Annotated in this window: 18 protein-coding genes; 14 read left to right on the forward strand and 4 right to left on the reverse strand. The window is 66.8% G+C overall.

Features of this window, described 5'->3' with window-relative positions:
* The first annotated feature begins 33 nt into the window (after nt 1-33).
* The 6 genes from coxB to VHA82_RS12090 are packed head-to-tail and all read left to right on the forward strand — an operon-like array spanning nt 34 to nt 4,718.
* The gene (gene coxB / locus VHA82_RS12065; RefSeq protein WP_325543879.1) at nt 34-1,203 is read left to right on the forward strand and encodes a cytochrome c oxidase subunit II; all 1,170 of its coding nucleotides are present in this window, start codon (nt 34-36) and stop codon (nt 1,201-1,203) included.
* Nucleotides 1,204-1,235: 32 nt separating this feature from the next.
* Nucleotides 1,236-2,906, forward strand: a complete 1,671-nt coding sequence (ctaD, locus tag VHA82_RS12070; protein ID WP_325543881.1) for a cytochrome c oxidase subunit I — start codon at nt 1,236-1,238, stop codon at nt 2,904-2,906.
* A 30-nt stretch (nt 2,907-2,936) separates the two neighbouring features.
* Nucleotides 2,937-3,047 carry a cytochrome oxidase small assembly protein gene (locus VHA82_RS12075; RefSeq protein WP_325543883.1) on the forward strand — a complete coding sequence of 37 codons (111 nt, stop codon included), beginning with the start codon at nt 2,937-2,939 and terminating at the stop codon, nt 3,045-3,047.
* A complete protein-coding gene (locus VHA82_RS12080) occupies nt 3,044-3,628 on the forward strand; it encodes a cytochrome c oxidase assembly protein (RefSeq protein WP_325543885.1) in 585 nt (194 codons plus the stop codon). Before VHA82_RS12075 ends, VHA82_RS12080 begins: the two co-directional genes overlap by 4 nt.
* The gene (locus VHA82_RS12085) at nt 3,625-3,801 is read left to right on the forward strand and encodes a DUF2970 domain-containing protein (protein WP_325543887.1); all 177 of its coding nucleotides are present in this window, start codon (nt 3,625-3,627) and stop codon (nt 3,799-3,801) included. The genes VHA82_RS12080 and VHA82_RS12085 overlap by 4 nt, the downstream gene beginning before the upstream one ends.
* Nucleotides 3,802-3,836: 35 nt before the next feature.
* On the forward strand, nt 3,837-4,718 hold the full coding sequence (locus VHA82_RS12090) for a cytochrome c oxidase subunit 3 (RefSeq protein WP_325543889.1): 882 nt from the start codon (nt 3,837-3,839) through the stop codon (nt 4,716-4,718).
* 93 nt (nt 4,719-4,811) lie between these two features.
* Here the strand turns inward: VHA82_RS12090 and VHA82_RS12095 are convergent, their stop codons facing one another.
* Entirely contained in the window at nt 4,812-5,039 is a 228-nt protein-coding gene (locus VHA82_RS12095; RefSeq protein WP_325543891.1) for a twin transmembrane helix small protein, read from the reverse strand.
* A 24-nt stretch (nt 5,040-5,063) separates the two neighbouring features.
* Between VHA82_RS12095 and VHA82_RS12100 the strand changes: the two genes are divergently transcribed.
* From VHA82_RS12100 to VHA82_RS12125, 6 genes are read left to right on the forward strand one after another with little or no spacing between them, the layout of a single operon-like run.
* Nucleotides 5,064-5,780 (forward strand): SURF1 family protein, encoded by a 717-nt coding sequence (locus tag VHA82_RS12100; protein WP_325543893.1) that lies wholly within the window; start codon nt 5,064-5,066, stop codon nt 5,778-5,780.
* Nucleotides 5,731-6,444 carry an SCO family protein gene (locus VHA82_RS12105; protein WP_414708646.1) on the forward strand — a complete coding sequence of 238 codons (714 nt, stop codon included), beginning with the start codon at nt 5,731-5,733 and terminating at the stop codon, nt 6,442-6,444. The genes VHA82_RS12100 and VHA82_RS12105 overlap by 50 nt, the downstream gene beginning before the upstream one ends.
* Before the next feature lie 3 nt (nt 6,445-6,447).
* Nucleotides 6,448-7,629 carry a COX15/CtaA family protein gene (locus VHA82_RS12110; protein ID WP_325543897.1) on the forward strand — a complete coding sequence of 394 codons (1,182 nt, stop codon included), beginning with the start codon at nt 6,448-6,450 and terminating at the stop codon, nt 7,627-7,629.
* Nucleotides 7,626-8,507, forward strand: a complete 882-nt coding sequence (gene cyoE / locus VHA82_RS12115) for a heme o synthase (protein ID WP_325543899.1) — start codon at nt 7,626-7,628, stop codon at nt 8,505-8,507. Before VHA82_RS12110 ends, cyoE begins: the two co-directional genes overlap by 4 nt.
* Nucleotides 8,507-9,091 (forward strand): SCO family protein, encoded by a 585-nt coding sequence (locus tag VHA82_RS12120; protein ID WP_325543901.1) that lies wholly within the window; start codon nt 8,507-8,509, stop codon nt 9,089-9,091. Before cyoE ends, VHA82_RS12120 begins: the two co-directional genes overlap by 1 nt.
* Before the next feature lies 1 nt (nt 9,092).
* Nucleotides 9,093-9,965 carry a DNA alkylation repair protein gene (locus VHA82_RS12125; RefSeq protein ID WP_325543903.1) on the forward strand — a complete coding sequence of 291 codons (873 nt, stop codon included), beginning with the start codon at nt 9,093-9,095 and terminating at the stop codon, nt 9,963-9,965.
* A gap of 36 nt (nt 9,966-10,001) precedes the next feature.
* Here the strand turns inward: VHA82_RS12125 and VHA82_RS12130 are convergent, their stop codons facing one another.
* The 3 genes from VHA82_RS12130 to rpoH form a co-directional block, all read right to left on the reverse strand.
* The gene (locus tag VHA82_RS12130; protein WP_325543905.1) at nt 10,002-11,000 is read right to left on the reverse strand and encodes a Bug family tripartite tricarboxylate transporter substrate binding protein; all 999 of its coding nucleotides are present in this window, start codon (nt 10,998-11,000) and stop codon (nt 10,002-10,004) included.
* A 29-nt stretch (nt 11,001-11,029) separates the two neighbouring features.
* Nucleotides 11,030-12,700 carry a sensor domain-containing diguanylate cyclase gene (locus VHA82_RS12135; RefSeq protein ID WP_325543908.1) on the reverse strand — a complete coding sequence of 557 codons (1,671 nt, stop codon included), beginning with the start codon at nt 12,698-12,700 and terminating at the stop codon, nt 11,030-11,032.
* A gap of 172 nt (nt 12,701-12,872) precedes the next feature.
* Complete coding sequence (gene rpoH / locus VHA82_RS12140; RefSeq protein ID WP_325543910.1) at nt 12,873-13,805, reverse strand: RNA polymerase sigma factor RpoH; 933 nt, start codon at nt 13,803-13,805, stop codon at nt 12,873-12,875.
* Between the two features lie 216 nt (nt 13,806-14,021).
* Between rpoH and VHA82_RS12145 the strand changes: the two genes are divergently transcribed.
* Complete coding sequence (locus tag VHA82_RS12145) at nt 14,022-14,462, forward strand: hypothetical protein (RefSeq protein WP_325543912.1); 441 nt, start codon at nt 14,022-14,024, stop codon at nt 14,460-14,462.
* Nucleotides 14,463-14,473: 11 nt separating this feature from the next.
* Nucleotides 14,474-14,812 (forward strand): divalent-cation tolerance protein CutA, encoded by a 339-nt coding sequence (gene cutA / locus VHA82_RS12150; protein WP_325543914.1) that lies wholly within the window; start codon nt 14,474-14,476, stop codon nt 14,810-14,812.
* Nucleotides 14,813-14,820: the final 8 nt, after the last annotated feature.

Genomic DNA, 14,820 nt, shown 5'->3' on the forward strand with positions numbered 1-14,820 from the left:
TTTGTTGGATTAGAGGCTTAGAGGCTCAGAACGATGAAGAGATTGACCACGCACGCGGCCTGGCTCGCCGCCGCGGCCTTTGCCGGCTCGGCGCACGCGGTGAACGATCTGCCGGGCGGTCCGGCCGTACGCCAGCTGAACCTCCACACCGCCGCCACCCGCATCGCCGCGGAACAGGGCTGGCTGCACTGGTTCATGCTGATCACGTGTCTCGTGATCTTCATCGCCGTCTTCTCGGTGATGTTCTATTCGATCTGGAAGCACCGCAAGTCGGTGGGCCACAAGCCCGCGAACTTCCACGAATCGGTGACCGTCGAGGTCGTGTGGACGATCATCCCCTTCCTGATCGTGATCGGCATGGCGCTGCCCGCGACGAAGGTGCTGGTGGCCTCCAAGGACACGAGCAACGCCGACATCACGATCAAGGCCACCGGCTATCAATGGAAGTGGGGCTACGACTACCTGAACGGCGAAGGCCAGGGCGTGAGCTTCCTCTCCACGCTGGACCCCACGCACCGCGAGATGTCCAACGAAGGCGCGAGCGCCGCCGACATCCCCGACGACTATCTCCTGAAGGTCGACAACCCGCTCGTCGTGCCGGTCAACAAGAAAGTCCGCATCATCACCACCGCCAACGACGTGATCCACTCGTGGGGCGTGCCGGCGCTGGGCGTGAAGCAGGACGCGATTCCCGGCTTCGTGCGCGACACGTGGTTCCGGGCCGAGAAAACCGGCGACTTCTACGGGCAGTGCTACGAACTGTGCGGCAAGGAACACGCCTACATGCCGATCCACGTGAAGGTGCTCTCCGCCCCCGACTACACCAAGTGGGTGGGCGATCAGCAAAAGCTCATGGCGGCCAAGCTGGACGACCCGAACAAGGTCTGGACGCTGCCCGACATCATGGCCCGCGGCGAGAAGGTCTACGCCGCCAACTGTGCGGCCTGCCACCAGGCCAACGGCAAGGGCGCGGGCCCCGTGAAGCCGCTCGACGGCTCGCCCGTCGTGCTCGACGCCGACAAGACGAAGCAGATCGAAGTCGTGCTGAACGGCCGCACGACGCCCACCGGCCAGATGCCCTCGTGGAAGCAGCTCTCGGACACCGACATCGCGGCGGTCGTGAGCTTCACGAAGAACAACTGGACGAACAAGACGGGCCAGCTCGTCCAGCCGGCCGAAGTGCTGGCGCAGCGCGGCAAGTAGCGCGAGGGCAAAGGAACCACCGAAGGATCATCATGAGCGCAGTTCTCGACCATCACGACCACGCCCACGACGAGCACCACGACCACGCGCCCACCGGCTGGCGGCGCTGGGTCTATGCGACCAACCACAAGGACATCGGGACGCTCTACCTGCTCTTCTCGTTCACGATGTTCATGATCGGCGGCGTCCTCGCCATGCTGATCCGCGCCGAGCTGTTCGAGCCCGGGCTGCAGCTCGTGAACCCGGAGCTCTTCAACCAGCTCACCACGATGCACGGGCTCATCATGGTGTTCGGGGCGATCATGCCGGGCTTCGTCGGTTTTGCGAACTGGATGGTCCCGATGCAGATCGGCGCGCCCGACATGGCGTTCGCGCGGATGAACAACTTCAGCTTCTGGCTGCTCATCCCTGCTGCGATCATGCTGGCCGGATCGTTCTTCATGCCCGGCGGCGCGCCCGCCGCGGGCTGGACCATCTACGCGCCGCTCACGCTGCAGATGGGCCCGACCATGGACATGGCGATCTTCGCCCTGCACATCATGGGCGCGAGCTCGATCATGGGCTCGATCAACATCATCGTGACGATCCTCAACATGCGCGCACCGGGCATGTCGCTCATGAAGATGCCGATGTTCTGCTGGACCTGGCTGATCACGGCGTACCTCCTGATCGCGGTGATGCCCGTGCTCGCGGGCGCGATCACGATGACGCTCACGGACCGCCACTTCGGAACGACCTTCTTCAACCCCGCGGGCGGCGGCGACCCGGTGATGTACCAGCACATCTTCTGGTTCTTCGGCCACCCCGAGGTCTACATCATGATCCTGCCGGCCTTCGGCATCATCAGCCAGGTCGTGCCCGCGTTCTCGAGGAAGCGCCTCTTCGGCTACGCCTCGATGGTGTACGCGACGTCCTCGATCGCCATCCTGTCGTTCATCGTGTGGGCGCACCACATGTTCACGACCGGCATGCCGGTGACGGGCCAGCTCTTCTTCATGTACGCGACGATGCTGATCGCCGTGCCGACGGCCGTGAAGATCTTCAACTGGATCGCGACGATGTGGCAGGGCTCGATGACCTTCGAGACGCCGATGCTCTTCGCGGTGGGCTTCATCTTCGTGTTCACGATGGGCGGCTTCACCGGCCTCATCCTCGCCATGGCGCCGATCGACCTGCTGCTGCAGGACACCTACTACGTGGTGGCGCACTTCCACTACGTGCTGGTGGCGGGGTCGCTCTACGCGATGTTCGCGGGCTTTTACTACTGGTCGCCGAAGTGGACCGGCCGCATGTACAACGAAACGCGCGGCAAGATTCACTTCTGGTGGTCGCTGATCGCGTTCAACGTCACCTTCTTCCCGATGCACTTCCTCGGGCTCGCGGGCATGCCGCGCCGCTACGCCGACTATCCGATGCAGTTCGCCGACTTCAACGCGGTGGCGTCCATCGGCGGCTTCGCGTTCGGCCTGGCCCAGGTGTACTTCTTCTTCTGGATCGTGCTGCCCGTGATGCTCGGCAAGGGTGAACCGGCTCCGCAGCGTCCGTGGAACGATCCCGACGGCAAGGGCGCCGAGGGGCTCGAATGGGAAGTGCCTTCGCCGGCGCCCTTCCACACCTTCGAGACGCCTCCGAGGCTCGATCCGACGGCCACCCGCGTGCTCGATGCGCGAGTGCAGCCGGAGCATCCCGGCGCCGTCCACTGACCGTCCACTGTAAGAGCCAGGCGCGAAGCCGTGACCGACGACACCCGCAGGAAGAACGTGCGTCTGGCGCTGATCCTGGCGTCGGTGGCGCTCGTCTTCTTCGTGGGAATCGTCGCCAAGCATTGGCTTTTCGGATCATGAGCGCGGCGAGCAAGCACAACCTGCGGATGGTGGGCAAGCTGGCCGTCGTGGTGGCGGGCATGTTCGCGTTCGGCTACGTGCTCGTGCCGCTTTACAAGCACATCTGCGAAATCACCGGCATCAATGTGCTGGCCGTCGGCGAGACGCAGGTGCCGGGCGGGCCGAGCGCGGGCGCCAACAGCCAGGTCGACGCGAGCCGCACGATCACGGTGGAATTCGACGCGAACGCGCATGGCCCGTGGGCTTTCAAGCCCGCGGTGGCGACGCTGAAGGTCCATCCGGGCGAACTCGCGACAGTGATGTACGAGTTCCAGAACGTGCAGAACCGCACGATGTCGGCGCAGGCGATCCCCAGCTACGCGCCTCGCAACGCGGCGCCGCACTTCAACAAGCTCGAGTGCTTCTGCTTCAACCAGTACACGCTCGCGCCGGGCGAGAAGAAACAGTGGCCGGTGGTATTCGTGATCGACCCCAAGCTGCCGAAGGACGTGACGACGATCACGCTCTCCTATACGTTCTTCGAGGTGGGCAGCAACCCGGCGGTTTCCGCCCAGTCGGTGCGGACGGGAGCGGGGACATGAGCCTCCTGCGGACGATCAAGGCCGTCGGCTGGTCGTTCGTCGGCATCCGCAAACGCAGCGAATACGAGGAGGACCTGGGCCGGCTGAATCCCTTCGCCGTCATCGCGGTGGCCATCGCGGCCGTCGCGCTGTTCGTGGGGGGCCTGATCGCGCTGGTCCACTGGGTCGTCTGATAGAAAGAAATCGAGAGAAACCAGGAGTCATTCGAATGAGCTCTACCGCATCGGGCGCAACGCCCAACTATTTCGTGCCTCAGCCCTCTCGCCATCCCGCGATGGCTTCCTTCGGGCTGCTATGCATCATCTTCGGCGCCGCGATGTGGATCAACGGCGAGTCACCGTTCAAGTTCCTGGTCCTGTTCGGGTTCCTGTGGCTCTTCGCGATTCTCTTCCAGTGGTTTCGCGACGCCATCCGCGAGAGCGAAGGGCACCAGTACGGCGCGCAGGTGGACCGGTCGTTCCGCTGGAGCATGAGCTGGTTCATCTTTTCCGAGGTGATGTTCTTCGGCGCGTTCTTCACGGCGCTCTGGTGGATGCGCGCGCACTCCGTGCCCGCGCTGGGCGGCCTCGACAACGCGGTGCTGTGGCCCGATTTCAAGGGCGTGTGGCCGTCGGTGTCGCCGGGTGCGACCGCTTCGCCGGCGGACATCATCGAGCCGTTCCAGGTGATGACGCCGCTCTGGCTGCCGACCATCAACACGGCGCTCCTGCTGTCTTCCGGCGTCACGATCACGATCGCGCACCATCTGCTGCGCGAGAACCGTCGCGTGCCCACGATCTTCTGGATGTGGTGCACCGTGGCGCTCGGCTTCACCTTCCTGTGCGTGCAAGGCTACGAGTACTTCCATGCCTACCACGAGATGAACCTGAAGCTCAGCTCGGGCGCTTACGGCTCTACCTTTTTCATGCTCACCGGCTTCCACGGCTTTCACGTGTTCGTGGGCATGCTGATGCTCTTCTTCATCACGCTGCGCCTGATGAAGGGCCACTTCACGCCCGAGCGCCACTTCGGCTTCGAAGGGGCGGCGTGGTACTGGCACTTCGTGGACGTGGTGTGGCTGGGACTCTATACCCTCGTGTACTGGCTCTGAGATTCCTCACCCCAAACCTCTCCCCCGAAAGGGAGAGGGAGTCCGGTTCAATCCGCAGGGTGGCGTAAGGGAAGCTCGCTCTGCCTGCGTGCGCTACTGCCCCGCCCGGATCCCCGTCGGCTGGATCCATCCCAATTTGTACGCGGCGAGGATGCACAGGAACAGCAGGATCGAAAAGCCGACGCGAAACGCCAGCGCGGTCGCCATGTTGCCCTTCTTCTTGTCGCTGCCTTCCTTCTCGCCTCTCAGCATGAAAAAGAGCGCCGTGGCGAGGCTGCCGATGATCGCGATGAAGGCAAAGCCCACCAGGACGTATTTCATGCCGCCGATTATCCGGCCAGCCGCATGAAGCAGCGTCGCCTGCTCATCGCTGCGGCCTCGGTTGTCGGATTCGCCGCCACGCTTTCGCTCGGCTTCTGGCAACTGAGCCGCGGCAAGCAGAAAGAGTCGCTGCAAGCCGCGATCGAGCAGCGCGGCCGCGAACGCCCCGTCGATGCGCGCGAGCTGCTGGGTGCGGCCGATCCCGCATCGCTCGTGCATCGCCGCGTCGTGCTCACCGGGCAATGGGACGCGGCGCATACGGTGTTCCTGGACAACCGCCAGATGGACGGCCGCGTCGGCTTCTACGTGGTGACGCCGCTCGTGATCGGCCGCGACGCCGCGATTGCCGTGCAGCGAGGCTGGGCGCCGCGCAACTTCGAAGACCGGACGAGACTGCCCCCGGTCGCCACGCCCGGGGCCGCCGTCACGATCGAAGGCCGCTTGGCCCCGCCGCCTGCCAAGCTATACGAGCTCGGGGAAGCCGGCCGTGGCGCCATCCGGCAGAATCTCGACCTGGCGGCCTGGCGCGCCGAAACGAAGCTGCCGCTCATGGAGCACGTGTCGCTGCAGCAGACCGCTGCGGCGTCCGAAGGCCTGCTGCGCGATTGGCCCGCGCCCGCGGTCACGGCCGAACGCAACTACGGCTACGCGGTCCAATGGTGGGCCATGAGCGGCCTGATCGCTGTCCTCTATGTCTGGTTCCAACTCATCGCCCCCCATCGCAGAACCCGGCGCGCTTGATCAGCCGCTCGGGCTCACGGTGCATTCGCTGCCCCAGCCGCAGGAGGCGGCGCTCGCCGACGAGCAGCGCACGCGCTCGGGGCGATGGAAGATGCTCGCGGTGCTGCTCGTCTGCGCCGCGCCGGTGGTCGCTTCGTACTTCACCTATTACGTGCTGAGGCCCGAGGGCCGCAAGAACTATGGCGAACTCATCGAGCCGCAGCGTGCATTGCCGAGGGCGAACGCCACGACGCTCGACGGCCGCGCCGTTGCCCTCGCATCATTGCAGGGGCAGTGGCTGCTGGTGAGCGTGGCGTCGTCGTCCTGCGACGCCGCGTGCGAGAAGCACCTCTACCTGCAACGCCAGCTGCGCGAGGGCCTCGGTGCGGACAAGGATCGGCTCGACTGGGTCTGGCTGATTCCCGACCGGGGAGCGGTCCGAGCGCAATTGGTGCCCGCGCTGAAGGAGGCAACGGTGTTGCGCGTCGATGCGGACGTGCTCGCCGGATGGCTCGCGCCCGCGCCGGGCCATCGGCTGGAAGATCACCTCTACGTCGTCGATCCGCGCGGCAACTGGATGATGCGCTTTCCCGCGGGGCAGGACGCCGGCACCGCGCCGAAGGTGCGGCGCGACCTGGGCCTTCTGATGCGCGCGTCCGCTTCCTGGGACCCGCCGGGGCGCTGATCGATGAACGCGACACAGCCGCTTTACGACCTGTCACCCGCCCTGCACGTGATGCTGCTCGGAGCGATCGTGGCGCTCGGGCCGCTTGCCTGGGTGTGGCTGCGCAACGCCGGGGCGGATGCGCGCGGCCGCCTTGCGGCGCTCACGCTTCTCGTGCTCTTTCTCACGTTCGATCTCGTCCTCTTCGGCGCCTTCACGCGCCTCACCGATTCCGGGCTCGGCTGTCCCGACTGGCCGGGCTGCTACGGCGCCGCGAGCCCGAGCGGCGCGGCGGCGCAGATATCGGCCGCGCAGGCGAGTCTGCCGAGCGGCCCTGTGACGCATGCGAAGGCCTGGATCGAAATGATCCACCGCTATCTCGCCACCGCGGTTGGCGTGCTGATCATCGCCATCGCCGCGGCGACCTGGTGGGGACGCGGGCGCGAGCGCATGCCGGTGAATCCGTGGTGGCCCACGCTCACGCTCGCATGGGTGTGCGTGCAAGGCGCGTTCGGCGCGCTCACCGTGACCATGAAGCTGCAGCCCGCCATCGTGACGCTGCACCTGCTGGGCGGCATGGTGCTGCTCGCGCTGCTGAGTGCGCAGGCCGTGGCCTATCGCGTCGCATCGCACGAGCCGCCGCGCACTTCTTCGCCGAGCAAGGGCGTGCCGTCGGCACGCGCCACGATCGAACCGCATCTGCGCACGCTGCTCGTGGCCGCCTACGCATTTTTGTGGCTGCAGATCGCGCTCGGCGGCTGGGTCAGCACGAACTACGCGGTGCTTGCCTGCACCGACTTTCCGCGATGCCACGGCACGTGGTGGCCCGATATGAATTTCCAGCAAGGCTTCGAGCTGTGGCGCGCGCTGGGCAAGACCTCGGCCGGCGAGCCCATCGAATTCGCGGCGCTCACCGCGATTCATTACGTGCACCGCCTCGCGGCTTTGGCCGTGATCCTCGCGCTCGCCGCGTGTGCCTGGCGGCTGTGGACCGGGCCGCTTGCGCGGCAGGCGCGCTGGCTTGCGGCGCTTGCGGCGTGGCAATTCGCAAGCGGCCTGTCGAACGTCGTGCTCGGCTGGCCGCTTGCGGCCGCCGTCGCGCACACGGGCGGCGCCGCGGCGCTCGTCGTGGTGCTCACCTGGGCCCTGTGCGCGAGCCGCAGCGAAGCGCGCACGGTGCTGCATGCGCGGGAGGTGTCGGCATGACGTCGTCTCGTCTCGCGCAGTTCTACGCGCTCACCAAGCCGCGGGTGGTGCAGCTCATCGTGTTCTGTGCGCTGATCGGCATGGTGCTCGCCGTCCCCGGCCTGCCCGGGCCAGGCGACTTGCGCATCGGCCTCGTCGCCTGCACCGGCATCTGGCTCGTGGCGGGCGCGGCGGCCGCCTTCAACTGCCTCGTGGAAAAGGGCATCGACGCGAAAATGCGGCGCACCGCCTGGCGGCCCACGGCCAAGGGCGAGCTGAGCGATGCGCAGACGCTCGTTTTCTCCGCGACACTCTGCGCGCTCGGCAGCTGGCTTCTCTACGAGTGGGTGAATCCGCTCACGATGTGGCTCACGCTCGCGACATTCATCGGCTATGCCGTCGTCTACACGGTGATCCTGAAGCCGCTCACGCCGCAGAACATCGTGATCGGCGGCGCCTCGGGCGCGATGCCGCCCGTGCTCGGATGGGCTGCGATGACGGGCGACGTGGGGCCGGAGGCGATGATCCTCTTTCTCATCATCTTCCTCTGGACGCCGCCGCACTTCTGGGCGCTTGCGCTCTATCGCGTCGAGGACTACCGCAAGTCGGGCCTGCCGATGCTGCCCGTGACCCACGGCAACGAGTTCACGCGCCTGCAGATCCTTCTCTACACGCTCGTGCTGTTCGCAGCTTGCCTCATGCCCTTCGCGTACGGCATGAGCGGCTGGCTGTATCTCGTCTGCGCGGTCGCGCTGGGTGCGGGCTTCACCGCCTACGGCTTTCGGCTGTGGCGGCGCTATTCGGATGCGCTCGCGCGCCGCACGTTCCGGTTTTCGCTGATCCACCTGAGCGTGCTTTTCGCCGCGCTGCTCGTGGATCATTACATCCCGAGGTATTGATGAACCGCCGATCCTTCCTGGCATCCGCTGCCGCCGCCGTGCTGGCCGGATGCGTCGACAGCAAGCCGCAGTTCAAGGCAGTGGACCTGACCGGGGCCGACTACGCGCGCGATTTCCAGCTGCCGGATGTGGACGGCCGCATGCGCAGCCTCAAGGACTTCTCGGGCAAGGCGGTGGTCCTCTTCTTCGGCTATACGCAGTGCCCCGACGTCTGTCCGACCACGATGGCCGAGATCGCACAGGCGAAACAGCTGCTCGGCGCGGACGGCAGCCGGGTGCAGGGTGTGTTCGTCACGGTCGACCCCGAGCGCGACACGCCGCAGGTGCTGAAGGCCTACGTGTCGAACTTCGATCCGAACTTCGTCGCGCTGCATCCTTCGCCCGAGCAGCTCGCGGCCGTGGCGAAGGACTTCAAGGTGTACTACAAGAAGGTGGACGGCAAGACGCCCGGAAGCTACACGATGGATCACTCGGCCGCGAGTTACGTCTACGATCCCGCGGGGCGGCTGCGCCTCTACACACGCTACGGCTCGGGCGCGCAGGCGCTCGCCGACGACCTGAAGCTGCTGCTCGCCGGGAAGTGAGGTGGTCCAGCATCTCCTCGGTCGAAGGGGCGCCGCGCGCATCGCGCTCATCCCGCCCGAGGTGCTGGAAGCGCTCAACGAAGGGCTGGTGCCCACCGTCAACCTGAACGAATTTCTCGCGCTCGACGTTGCGCGGCTCGCGCGCAACGTCGCGCTGCAAGTCGGCATCGACGCGGGCCACGAAAGGCTCGCCGACACGCTCGCCATGCTCGATGCCTTTCGGCCGGTGAAGCGTCACGAGCACGTGGCGCGGGCGCTGTACGACATCACCGGCGAGCGGTCCGATCGCGACCGCGTCGCCCACGCGATGGCCACGCATCCGAGCGACATCGCTCGCTCTTGGGCGGCGCAGTGGGTGATGTTCTCGTCGCTGCCGCTCGCAAAGAAGCTCGACGCCGTGCGCCGCTTCGCCGCCGATCCGCATTTCGGCGTGCGCGAAGTCGCGTGGATGGCCGTGCGCGACGAGGTGAGCGGCGCGGTGGACGAGGCCGTGCGCCTGCTCGAGCGCTGGGCGGTCGATCGCGACGAGAACATCCGCCGCTTTGCCAGCGAGCTCACGCGTCCGCGCGGCGTCTGGTGCGCGCAGGTCGAGGCGCTGAAGGCCGCGCCGTGGCGCGGCCTGCCGGTCATCGAGCCGCTGAAGGCCGACGGCAGCCGCTACGTGCAGAACTCGGTCGCGAACTGGCTGAACGACGCGAGCAAGACGCAGCCGCAATGGGTGGCCGACGTGTGCGCGCGCTGGACGCGGGAGTCGAGCGCAGCGGCAACCGCTTACATCGTGCGCCGCTCGATGCGTTCGATTCGGCGCAGAGGACGCACAGATTTCGCGGAGGACGCCGAGAAGTCCGAAGACGTCTGCGCGTCCTCTGCGTGACCTCCAGCGAACTCTGCGTCCGAGAACCCAGGGCCGCTACTCCACCTTGATCCCGCGCATCTGGATCACGCCGCCCAGGAGCGCGGTGTCCGAACGGATGCGATTCGCGAGGCCCTCGGCGGATGTCCCCGCCACCTGCCAGCCCTGCACGAAGAGCTTCTGGCGGATGTCGGGCGTTCTCGCGATCTCCGAGAACAGCCTCGACAGCTTGTTGATGATCGGCTTGGGCATCGACACGGGCGCCGCCGCGGCATTCCACACTTCGAGCTGGTAGCCCTGCACGCCCGCTTCCGCGAGGCTCGGATATTCGGGCACGAGCGGGCTGCGGCCGGAGGAGGTGACGCCGATCGCCTTCAGCTTGCCCGCGCGAACCTGCTGGGCGGCGAGCGCGGGCGGCAGCAGCGCGAGCTGGATCTGTCCGGTCACCATCGCCTGGATCACCTGCGGATTGCCGGGGTAGGGAACGTGCACCGGGTCGATGCTGGTGCGCGTCTTCAGCAGTTCCATCCCGATGTGGCCCACGGTGCCGATGCCCGGCGAGCCGTAGCTCCATTTGTTGCCCGCATTGCGCGCGGCCACGAAGAATTCCTGCGCGGTGGCCCCGGGCGTGCCGGCCGCGGCCGTGAGCAGCAAAGGTGCGGTGCCGATCAGGCTGATGGGTGCCAGGTCCTTCAACGGATCGAAGGGCGTCTTCGGGTTCAGCAGCTTCGCGATCGTCATGTTGCCGTTGATCATCACGCCGATCGTGTGGCCGTCGGTGGCCTTGGCGACCATGTCGGCGGCGATGTTGCCCCCCGCGCCGGGCCGGTTGTCCACGATCACCGGCTGGCCGAGCGCCTTCGACAGCGGATCGGCGAACGTGCGTGCCATGAGGTCGGGCGTGGAGCCGCCGGGAAATCCGACGAGGATGCGCACGGGCCGCGTGGGCCAGGGCGCTTCGGCAGCCGCGCGCTTTTGCGCGAAGGCGCCGGGGACGACGGCGGCCGATGCCAGGGCGAGCAGCGCGCGGCGGGAGGGGAGGTGGGGTGTGTTCATTTGTGCAATGCTAACGCCCGAGGTATTCATCAGAAGTTCAAAGGCCGGATCAGCTTGCGCGCGTCGTTGGGCATGTGCGTCACGCCACCCAGGACCCACTTGAGGCTGGCCGCGGCATCGTAGTCCTGATCGGGAAGAAGGGCGACCGCGACGTGGAACTTGATCGTGAGGCCGGGCGGCAGCGCATCGGCCTGGCGCAGCCCGCTCGCGATCACGTGCTGCGCCTTCGACAGCGCCGTGGACGTGCTGGTCGGGCCTTCCAGCAGCAAGGCGAAATCGTGGTTGCCCACACGCGCGGCAAGGTCGATGTCGCCGATGGCGCGGCGCAGGTGCGATGCGGCCACGACGAGCACCTTCTCGATCGCGTCGCGGCCGAACTCGGCCACGATCGCGTCGAAATTCGCGATCCTCACGGCCATGAGCGCGCAGGGGTGCCTCAGGCTGCGCGCGCGCGTGAGCGCCGCTTCCAGGCGCTGCAGCAGCGTGCGGGTGTGCGCGAGGCCGGTGAGCGCGTCGTTGCGCGACAGAGCCGACGCGCGCACCTCGGCTTCGCGGCGGCGGTTCGCGCGCAGCATCAGCGCATAAAAGAGGATCGGCATCTCGATCATCGCGCCGATCGTCACGCCGTAGCGGGTGAGGAGCGACACCGGGATCAGGTTCAGGCCGCGCAGCACAGGAAAGACCGCCATCGCGAGCACCGGCACGAAGCCGAGCGCGATGAGCCGGATGTGCGGGTCGTCGCCCTGGACCCAGACGTAGAGGATGAGTCCGATGACGGCGACGATCGCGAGCGCCGTGAGCGCCATCTGCAGGCCGAAGGTGGCGCGCGACGTAAGCCAGGTGTCCAGGGCCACCGCGGAAAGCAGCGCGAGAATCAGGCTCCAGACCGCGAGGTCGAGCGCGCGCGAAAATCGCGCGGGCTCGGTGACGGTGCGCACGAACCACAAGGCCGCCGACGCCGACAGCCCCGGCAGCAGAAACGTCGAAATCTCGTTCCACTTGAGCGCGCGGTCCCAGAGATGCTGCGCGCCGACGCCCAGATAGGCCGCCTGACCGAGCGCGAGCGCGGCGACATAGACGGCGTAAGTCGCGAACGTCCGGTCGCGATAGGCGATGGCGTTGCCGGCCGACACGAGCGCGATCAGCACCGACAGGCCGAAGTAGGCGCCCAGCATGAACTGTTCGCGCTCGCGCGCGGCGAAGAGTTCGCCCTGGTGATAGATCGAAATCGGGCTGGCGAAGTCCACGCGGGCGTGCTCCACGCGCAGCCAGTAGCGCACCGGCTTGCCGGTTTGCGGCGACATGTCGAATGTGGGAACGCGCCCGGGTAGCGGCCACGCGGAAACCGGCCGGGTGTCGCCGGCTTCCTGCACGACCCAGCGTTGCGCGGCATCCCGATAGAACATCTGGACGCGGTCCACGCCGGACGATGAAACCTCGACGAACCACCGGCCGGGCATGTCGGTCTGGGCGTCGAACGCCTCCCAGAGCGCCTTGCCGTCGAGCTTGAACTGCCTGCCGCGCGCCTGCGTCGCCCAAGGCAGATGCTCGCCCGCGGCCTCGACGTCGTCGACCGTGGCGCGCGCGCTTTCGTCGATCCACCAGCGCGAGCGCGCCTCGAGCGGCACCACCGGCTGATCCGGGCTGAGCCGGATGACACCTGGCGAAGGCGCGGTGAAGAGCGTCGAGGAAGTGAGCACGTCCTGCGCGAGAACGAACGCGCAGGCGCACAGCCAACACAATCCAGCCCAGAACGCCCTCGCCACGATGCTTCTCCGCCAGCCGAGGCATTGTTGCAGGATTCACCGGCGAACTGCCGACCCAAAGAAGAGGCCCGGCAATTGCCGGGCCTCGCGGTGTTGCGGTCGCGCGTCAGGCGTAGGCCGCGAGCGACTTTCTCATCTTCTTCATCGCCGCGGACTCGATCTGGCGGATGCGTTCGGCCGACACGCCATACTCGGCCGCGAGTTCGTGCAGCGTCATGCCGCCCGAGCCGTCGTCGTTCACCTTGAGCCAGCGTTCTTCCACGATGCGGCGGCTGCGCGCGTCGAGCTGTTCGAGCGCCATCGCGACACCTTCGGTGGCCATCGTGTCGCGCTGATGGTTCTCGAGGACCGCGGTGGGCTCCGCGCTCGCGTCGGCCAGGTAGGCGATGGGGCCGAAGGCCTCCTCGCCGTCATCGGACGGCGCGGGGTCCAGCACGACGTCGCCGCCGGACATGCGCGTTTCCATCTCGATCACTTCCTCGCGCTTCACGTTCAGCTCGCGCGCCATCACCTCGATCTGCGCGTCCGTGAGCGTGTCGCGGTGCGTCTCGGCGTCCGCCTCGTCCTTGAAGCCCTGCTTCATCGAGCGCAGGTTGAAGAAGAGCTTGCGCTGCGCCTTCGTCGTGGCGACCTTCACCATCCGCCAGTTCTTCAGGATGTACTCGTGGATTTCGGCCCGGATCCAGTGCAGCGCGTAGCTCACGAGGCGCACGCCCTGATCGGGGTCGAAGCGCTTCACGGCCTTCATGAGGCCGATGTTGCCTTCCTGGATCAAGTCGCCGTGCGGCAGCCCATAGCCCAGGTACTTGCGCGAGACGGACACGACCAGCCGCAGGTGCGACAGCACCAGCTTTCCGGCGGCTTCGAGGTCGTTCGCGTCCCGGAACTTCTTCGCGAATTCGTGCTCTTCCTCCGCTGTGAGCATCGGCAGGCGGTTCACGGCGGAAATATACGCATCCAGGTTGCCCAGCGACGGAACGACCGCCCAGGGACTGGCGACGGCCAGGGCCATGACGGGGTCTCCAGCGGTTGAGGACATGCTCGGCTCTCCTTTATTCGGCTACCATATTAGCACTCTCTTGGATAGAGTGCTAAGCGACAAGTTCAATCGCAACGATAGGACCGGCCGGGGTGCAATTCGGGTAATCCCGGCCCTCTGGTTGTAGGGTCCTGGCTTCGCGAATGGGTTCCCCTGCGGGTACCATCAAAAACACGCAGTAACGAAGCCGGGTTGCCCGGCCGGGACCTTCGAGGCATGAAGTCGATCATCAACCGCGTGTTCTCGCGGCCCGAGCCGCAGCCCCGCCATTCCGGGCTCTCGTCGGAGCTGATCGGCAGCGACATCGAGAACTACTACCTGAAGATCATCGGCGACTGCCTGAAGCGCATGCTCGTCACGGCCGATTCCGTCGAGGTCGACGTGAGGCGGTCGGGCACCGGCCCGACGGGCCTCGCTTCCTACGCCGCCTACGTCCGCCTGCTGCGCTGGGACCCGGTCCTCACGCCCGTGCTGCTTCAGAACCTGCCCGTGATCGATGCGCGCATCCGAAGAATGGTGGCGGCGTCCGTGATCCTCGAGCAGACCCATTTCTCCGGCGTGTGGTTCCAGGCCACCAGCACCACGCCGGGTGCGCCCAGTGCTCTCGTCGGAATGCCGGCGGAGCTCGTGCGGCAGCCGGGCGGCTCCTGCCGCTGACAGAGCGCCGCATGCCGGCCGCGGGCGAAGACCTCGATATCCTGAGCGTCACGACCACGCTCGGTTCGCTCGGGGATGCCCAGCGGCTCGCGCGCGAGCTCATCGACGAGCGCCTGGCCGCCTGCGTGCAGATCGAAGAAGGTCTGCAGTCCTTCTACCGGTGGCAGGGGCGGCTGTGCGAAGACCCGGAAGTGCGGCTCACCATCAAGTCGCTGCCGGCGTGCGAGGACGCCTTGCTCGCCTTCTTCGCGGGACACCATCCCTACGAGACGCCGCAGTTTCTATCGGTGCGCATGCGCGCGAGTCCGGCCTACGCCCGCTGGGTGCGCAGCGCGGTGGGGCCGCCCTGAGCCGAGAG

It is taken from the genome of Ramlibacter sp., from assembly GCF_035548915.1.
Taxonomy (GTDB): Bacteria; Pseudomonadota; Gammaproteobacteria; order Burkholderiales; family Burkholderiaceae_C; genus Ramlibacter.

What these genes read in the sequence shown, in the direction of transcription:
- coxB (WP_325543879.1), top strand. Translation starts at nt 34, where the DNA reads ATGAAGAGATTGACCACGCACGCGGCCTGGCTCGCCGCCGCGGCCTTT.
- ctaD (WP_325543881.1), top strand. Translation starts at nt 1,236, where the DNA reads ATGAGCGCAGTTCTCGACCATCACGACCACGCCCACGACGAGCACCAC.
- VHA82_RS12080 (WP_325543885.1), top strand. Translation starts at nt 3,044, where the DNA reads ATGAGCGCGGCGAGCAAGCACAACCTGCGGATGGTGGGCAAGCTGGCC.
- VHA82_RS12085 (WP_325543887.1), top strand. Translation starts at nt 3,625, where the DNA reads ATGAGCCTCCTGCGGACGATCAAGGCCGTCGGCTGGTCGTTCGTCGGC.
- VHA82_RS12090 (WP_325543889.1), top strand. Translation starts at nt 3,837, where the DNA reads ATGAGCTCTACCGCATCGGGCGCAACGCCCAACTATTTCGTGCCTCAG.
- VHA82_RS12095 (WP_325543891.1), bottom strand. Translation starts at nt 5,039, where the DNA reads ATGAAATACGTCCTGGTGGGCTTTGCCTTCATCGCGATCATCGGCAGC.
- VHA82_RS12100 (WP_325543893.1), top strand. Translation starts at nt 5,064, where the DNA reads ATGAAGCAGCGTCGCCTGCTCATCGCTGCGGCCTCGGTTGTCGGATTC.
- VHA82_RS12105 (WP_414708646.1), top strand. Translation starts at nt 5,731, where the DNA reads ATGTCTGGTTCCAACTCATCGCCCCCCATCGCAGAACCCGGCGCGCTT.
- VHA82_RS12110 (WP_325543897.1), top strand. Translation starts at nt 6,448, where the DNA reads ATGAACGCGACACAGCCGCTTTACGACCTGTCACCCGCCCTGCACGTG.
- cyoE (WP_325543899.1), top strand. Translation starts at nt 7,626, where the DNA reads ATGACGTCGTCTCGTCTCGCGCAGTTCTACGCGCTCACCAAGCCGCGG.
- VHA82_RS12120 (WP_325543901.1), top strand. Translation starts at nt 8,507, where the DNA reads ATGAACCGCCGATCCTTCCTGGCATCCGCTGCCGCCGCCGTGCTGGCC.
- VHA82_RS12130 (WP_325543905.1), bottom strand. Translation starts at nt 11,000, where the DNA reads ATGAACACACCCCACCTCCCCTCCCGCCGCGCGCTGCTCGCCCTGGCA.
- rpoH (WP_325543910.1), bottom strand. Translation starts at nt 13,805, where the DNA reads ATGTCCTCAACCGCTGGAGACCCCGTCATGGCCCTGGCCGTCGCCAGT.
- VHA82_RS12145 (WP_325543912.1), top strand. Translation starts at nt 14,022, where the DNA reads ATGAAGTCGATCATCAACCGCGTGTTCTCGCGGCCCGAGCCGCAGCCC.
- cutA (WP_325543914.1), top strand. Translation starts at nt 14,474, where the DNA reads ATGCCGGCCGCGGGCGAAGACCTCGATATCCTGAGCGTCACGACCACG.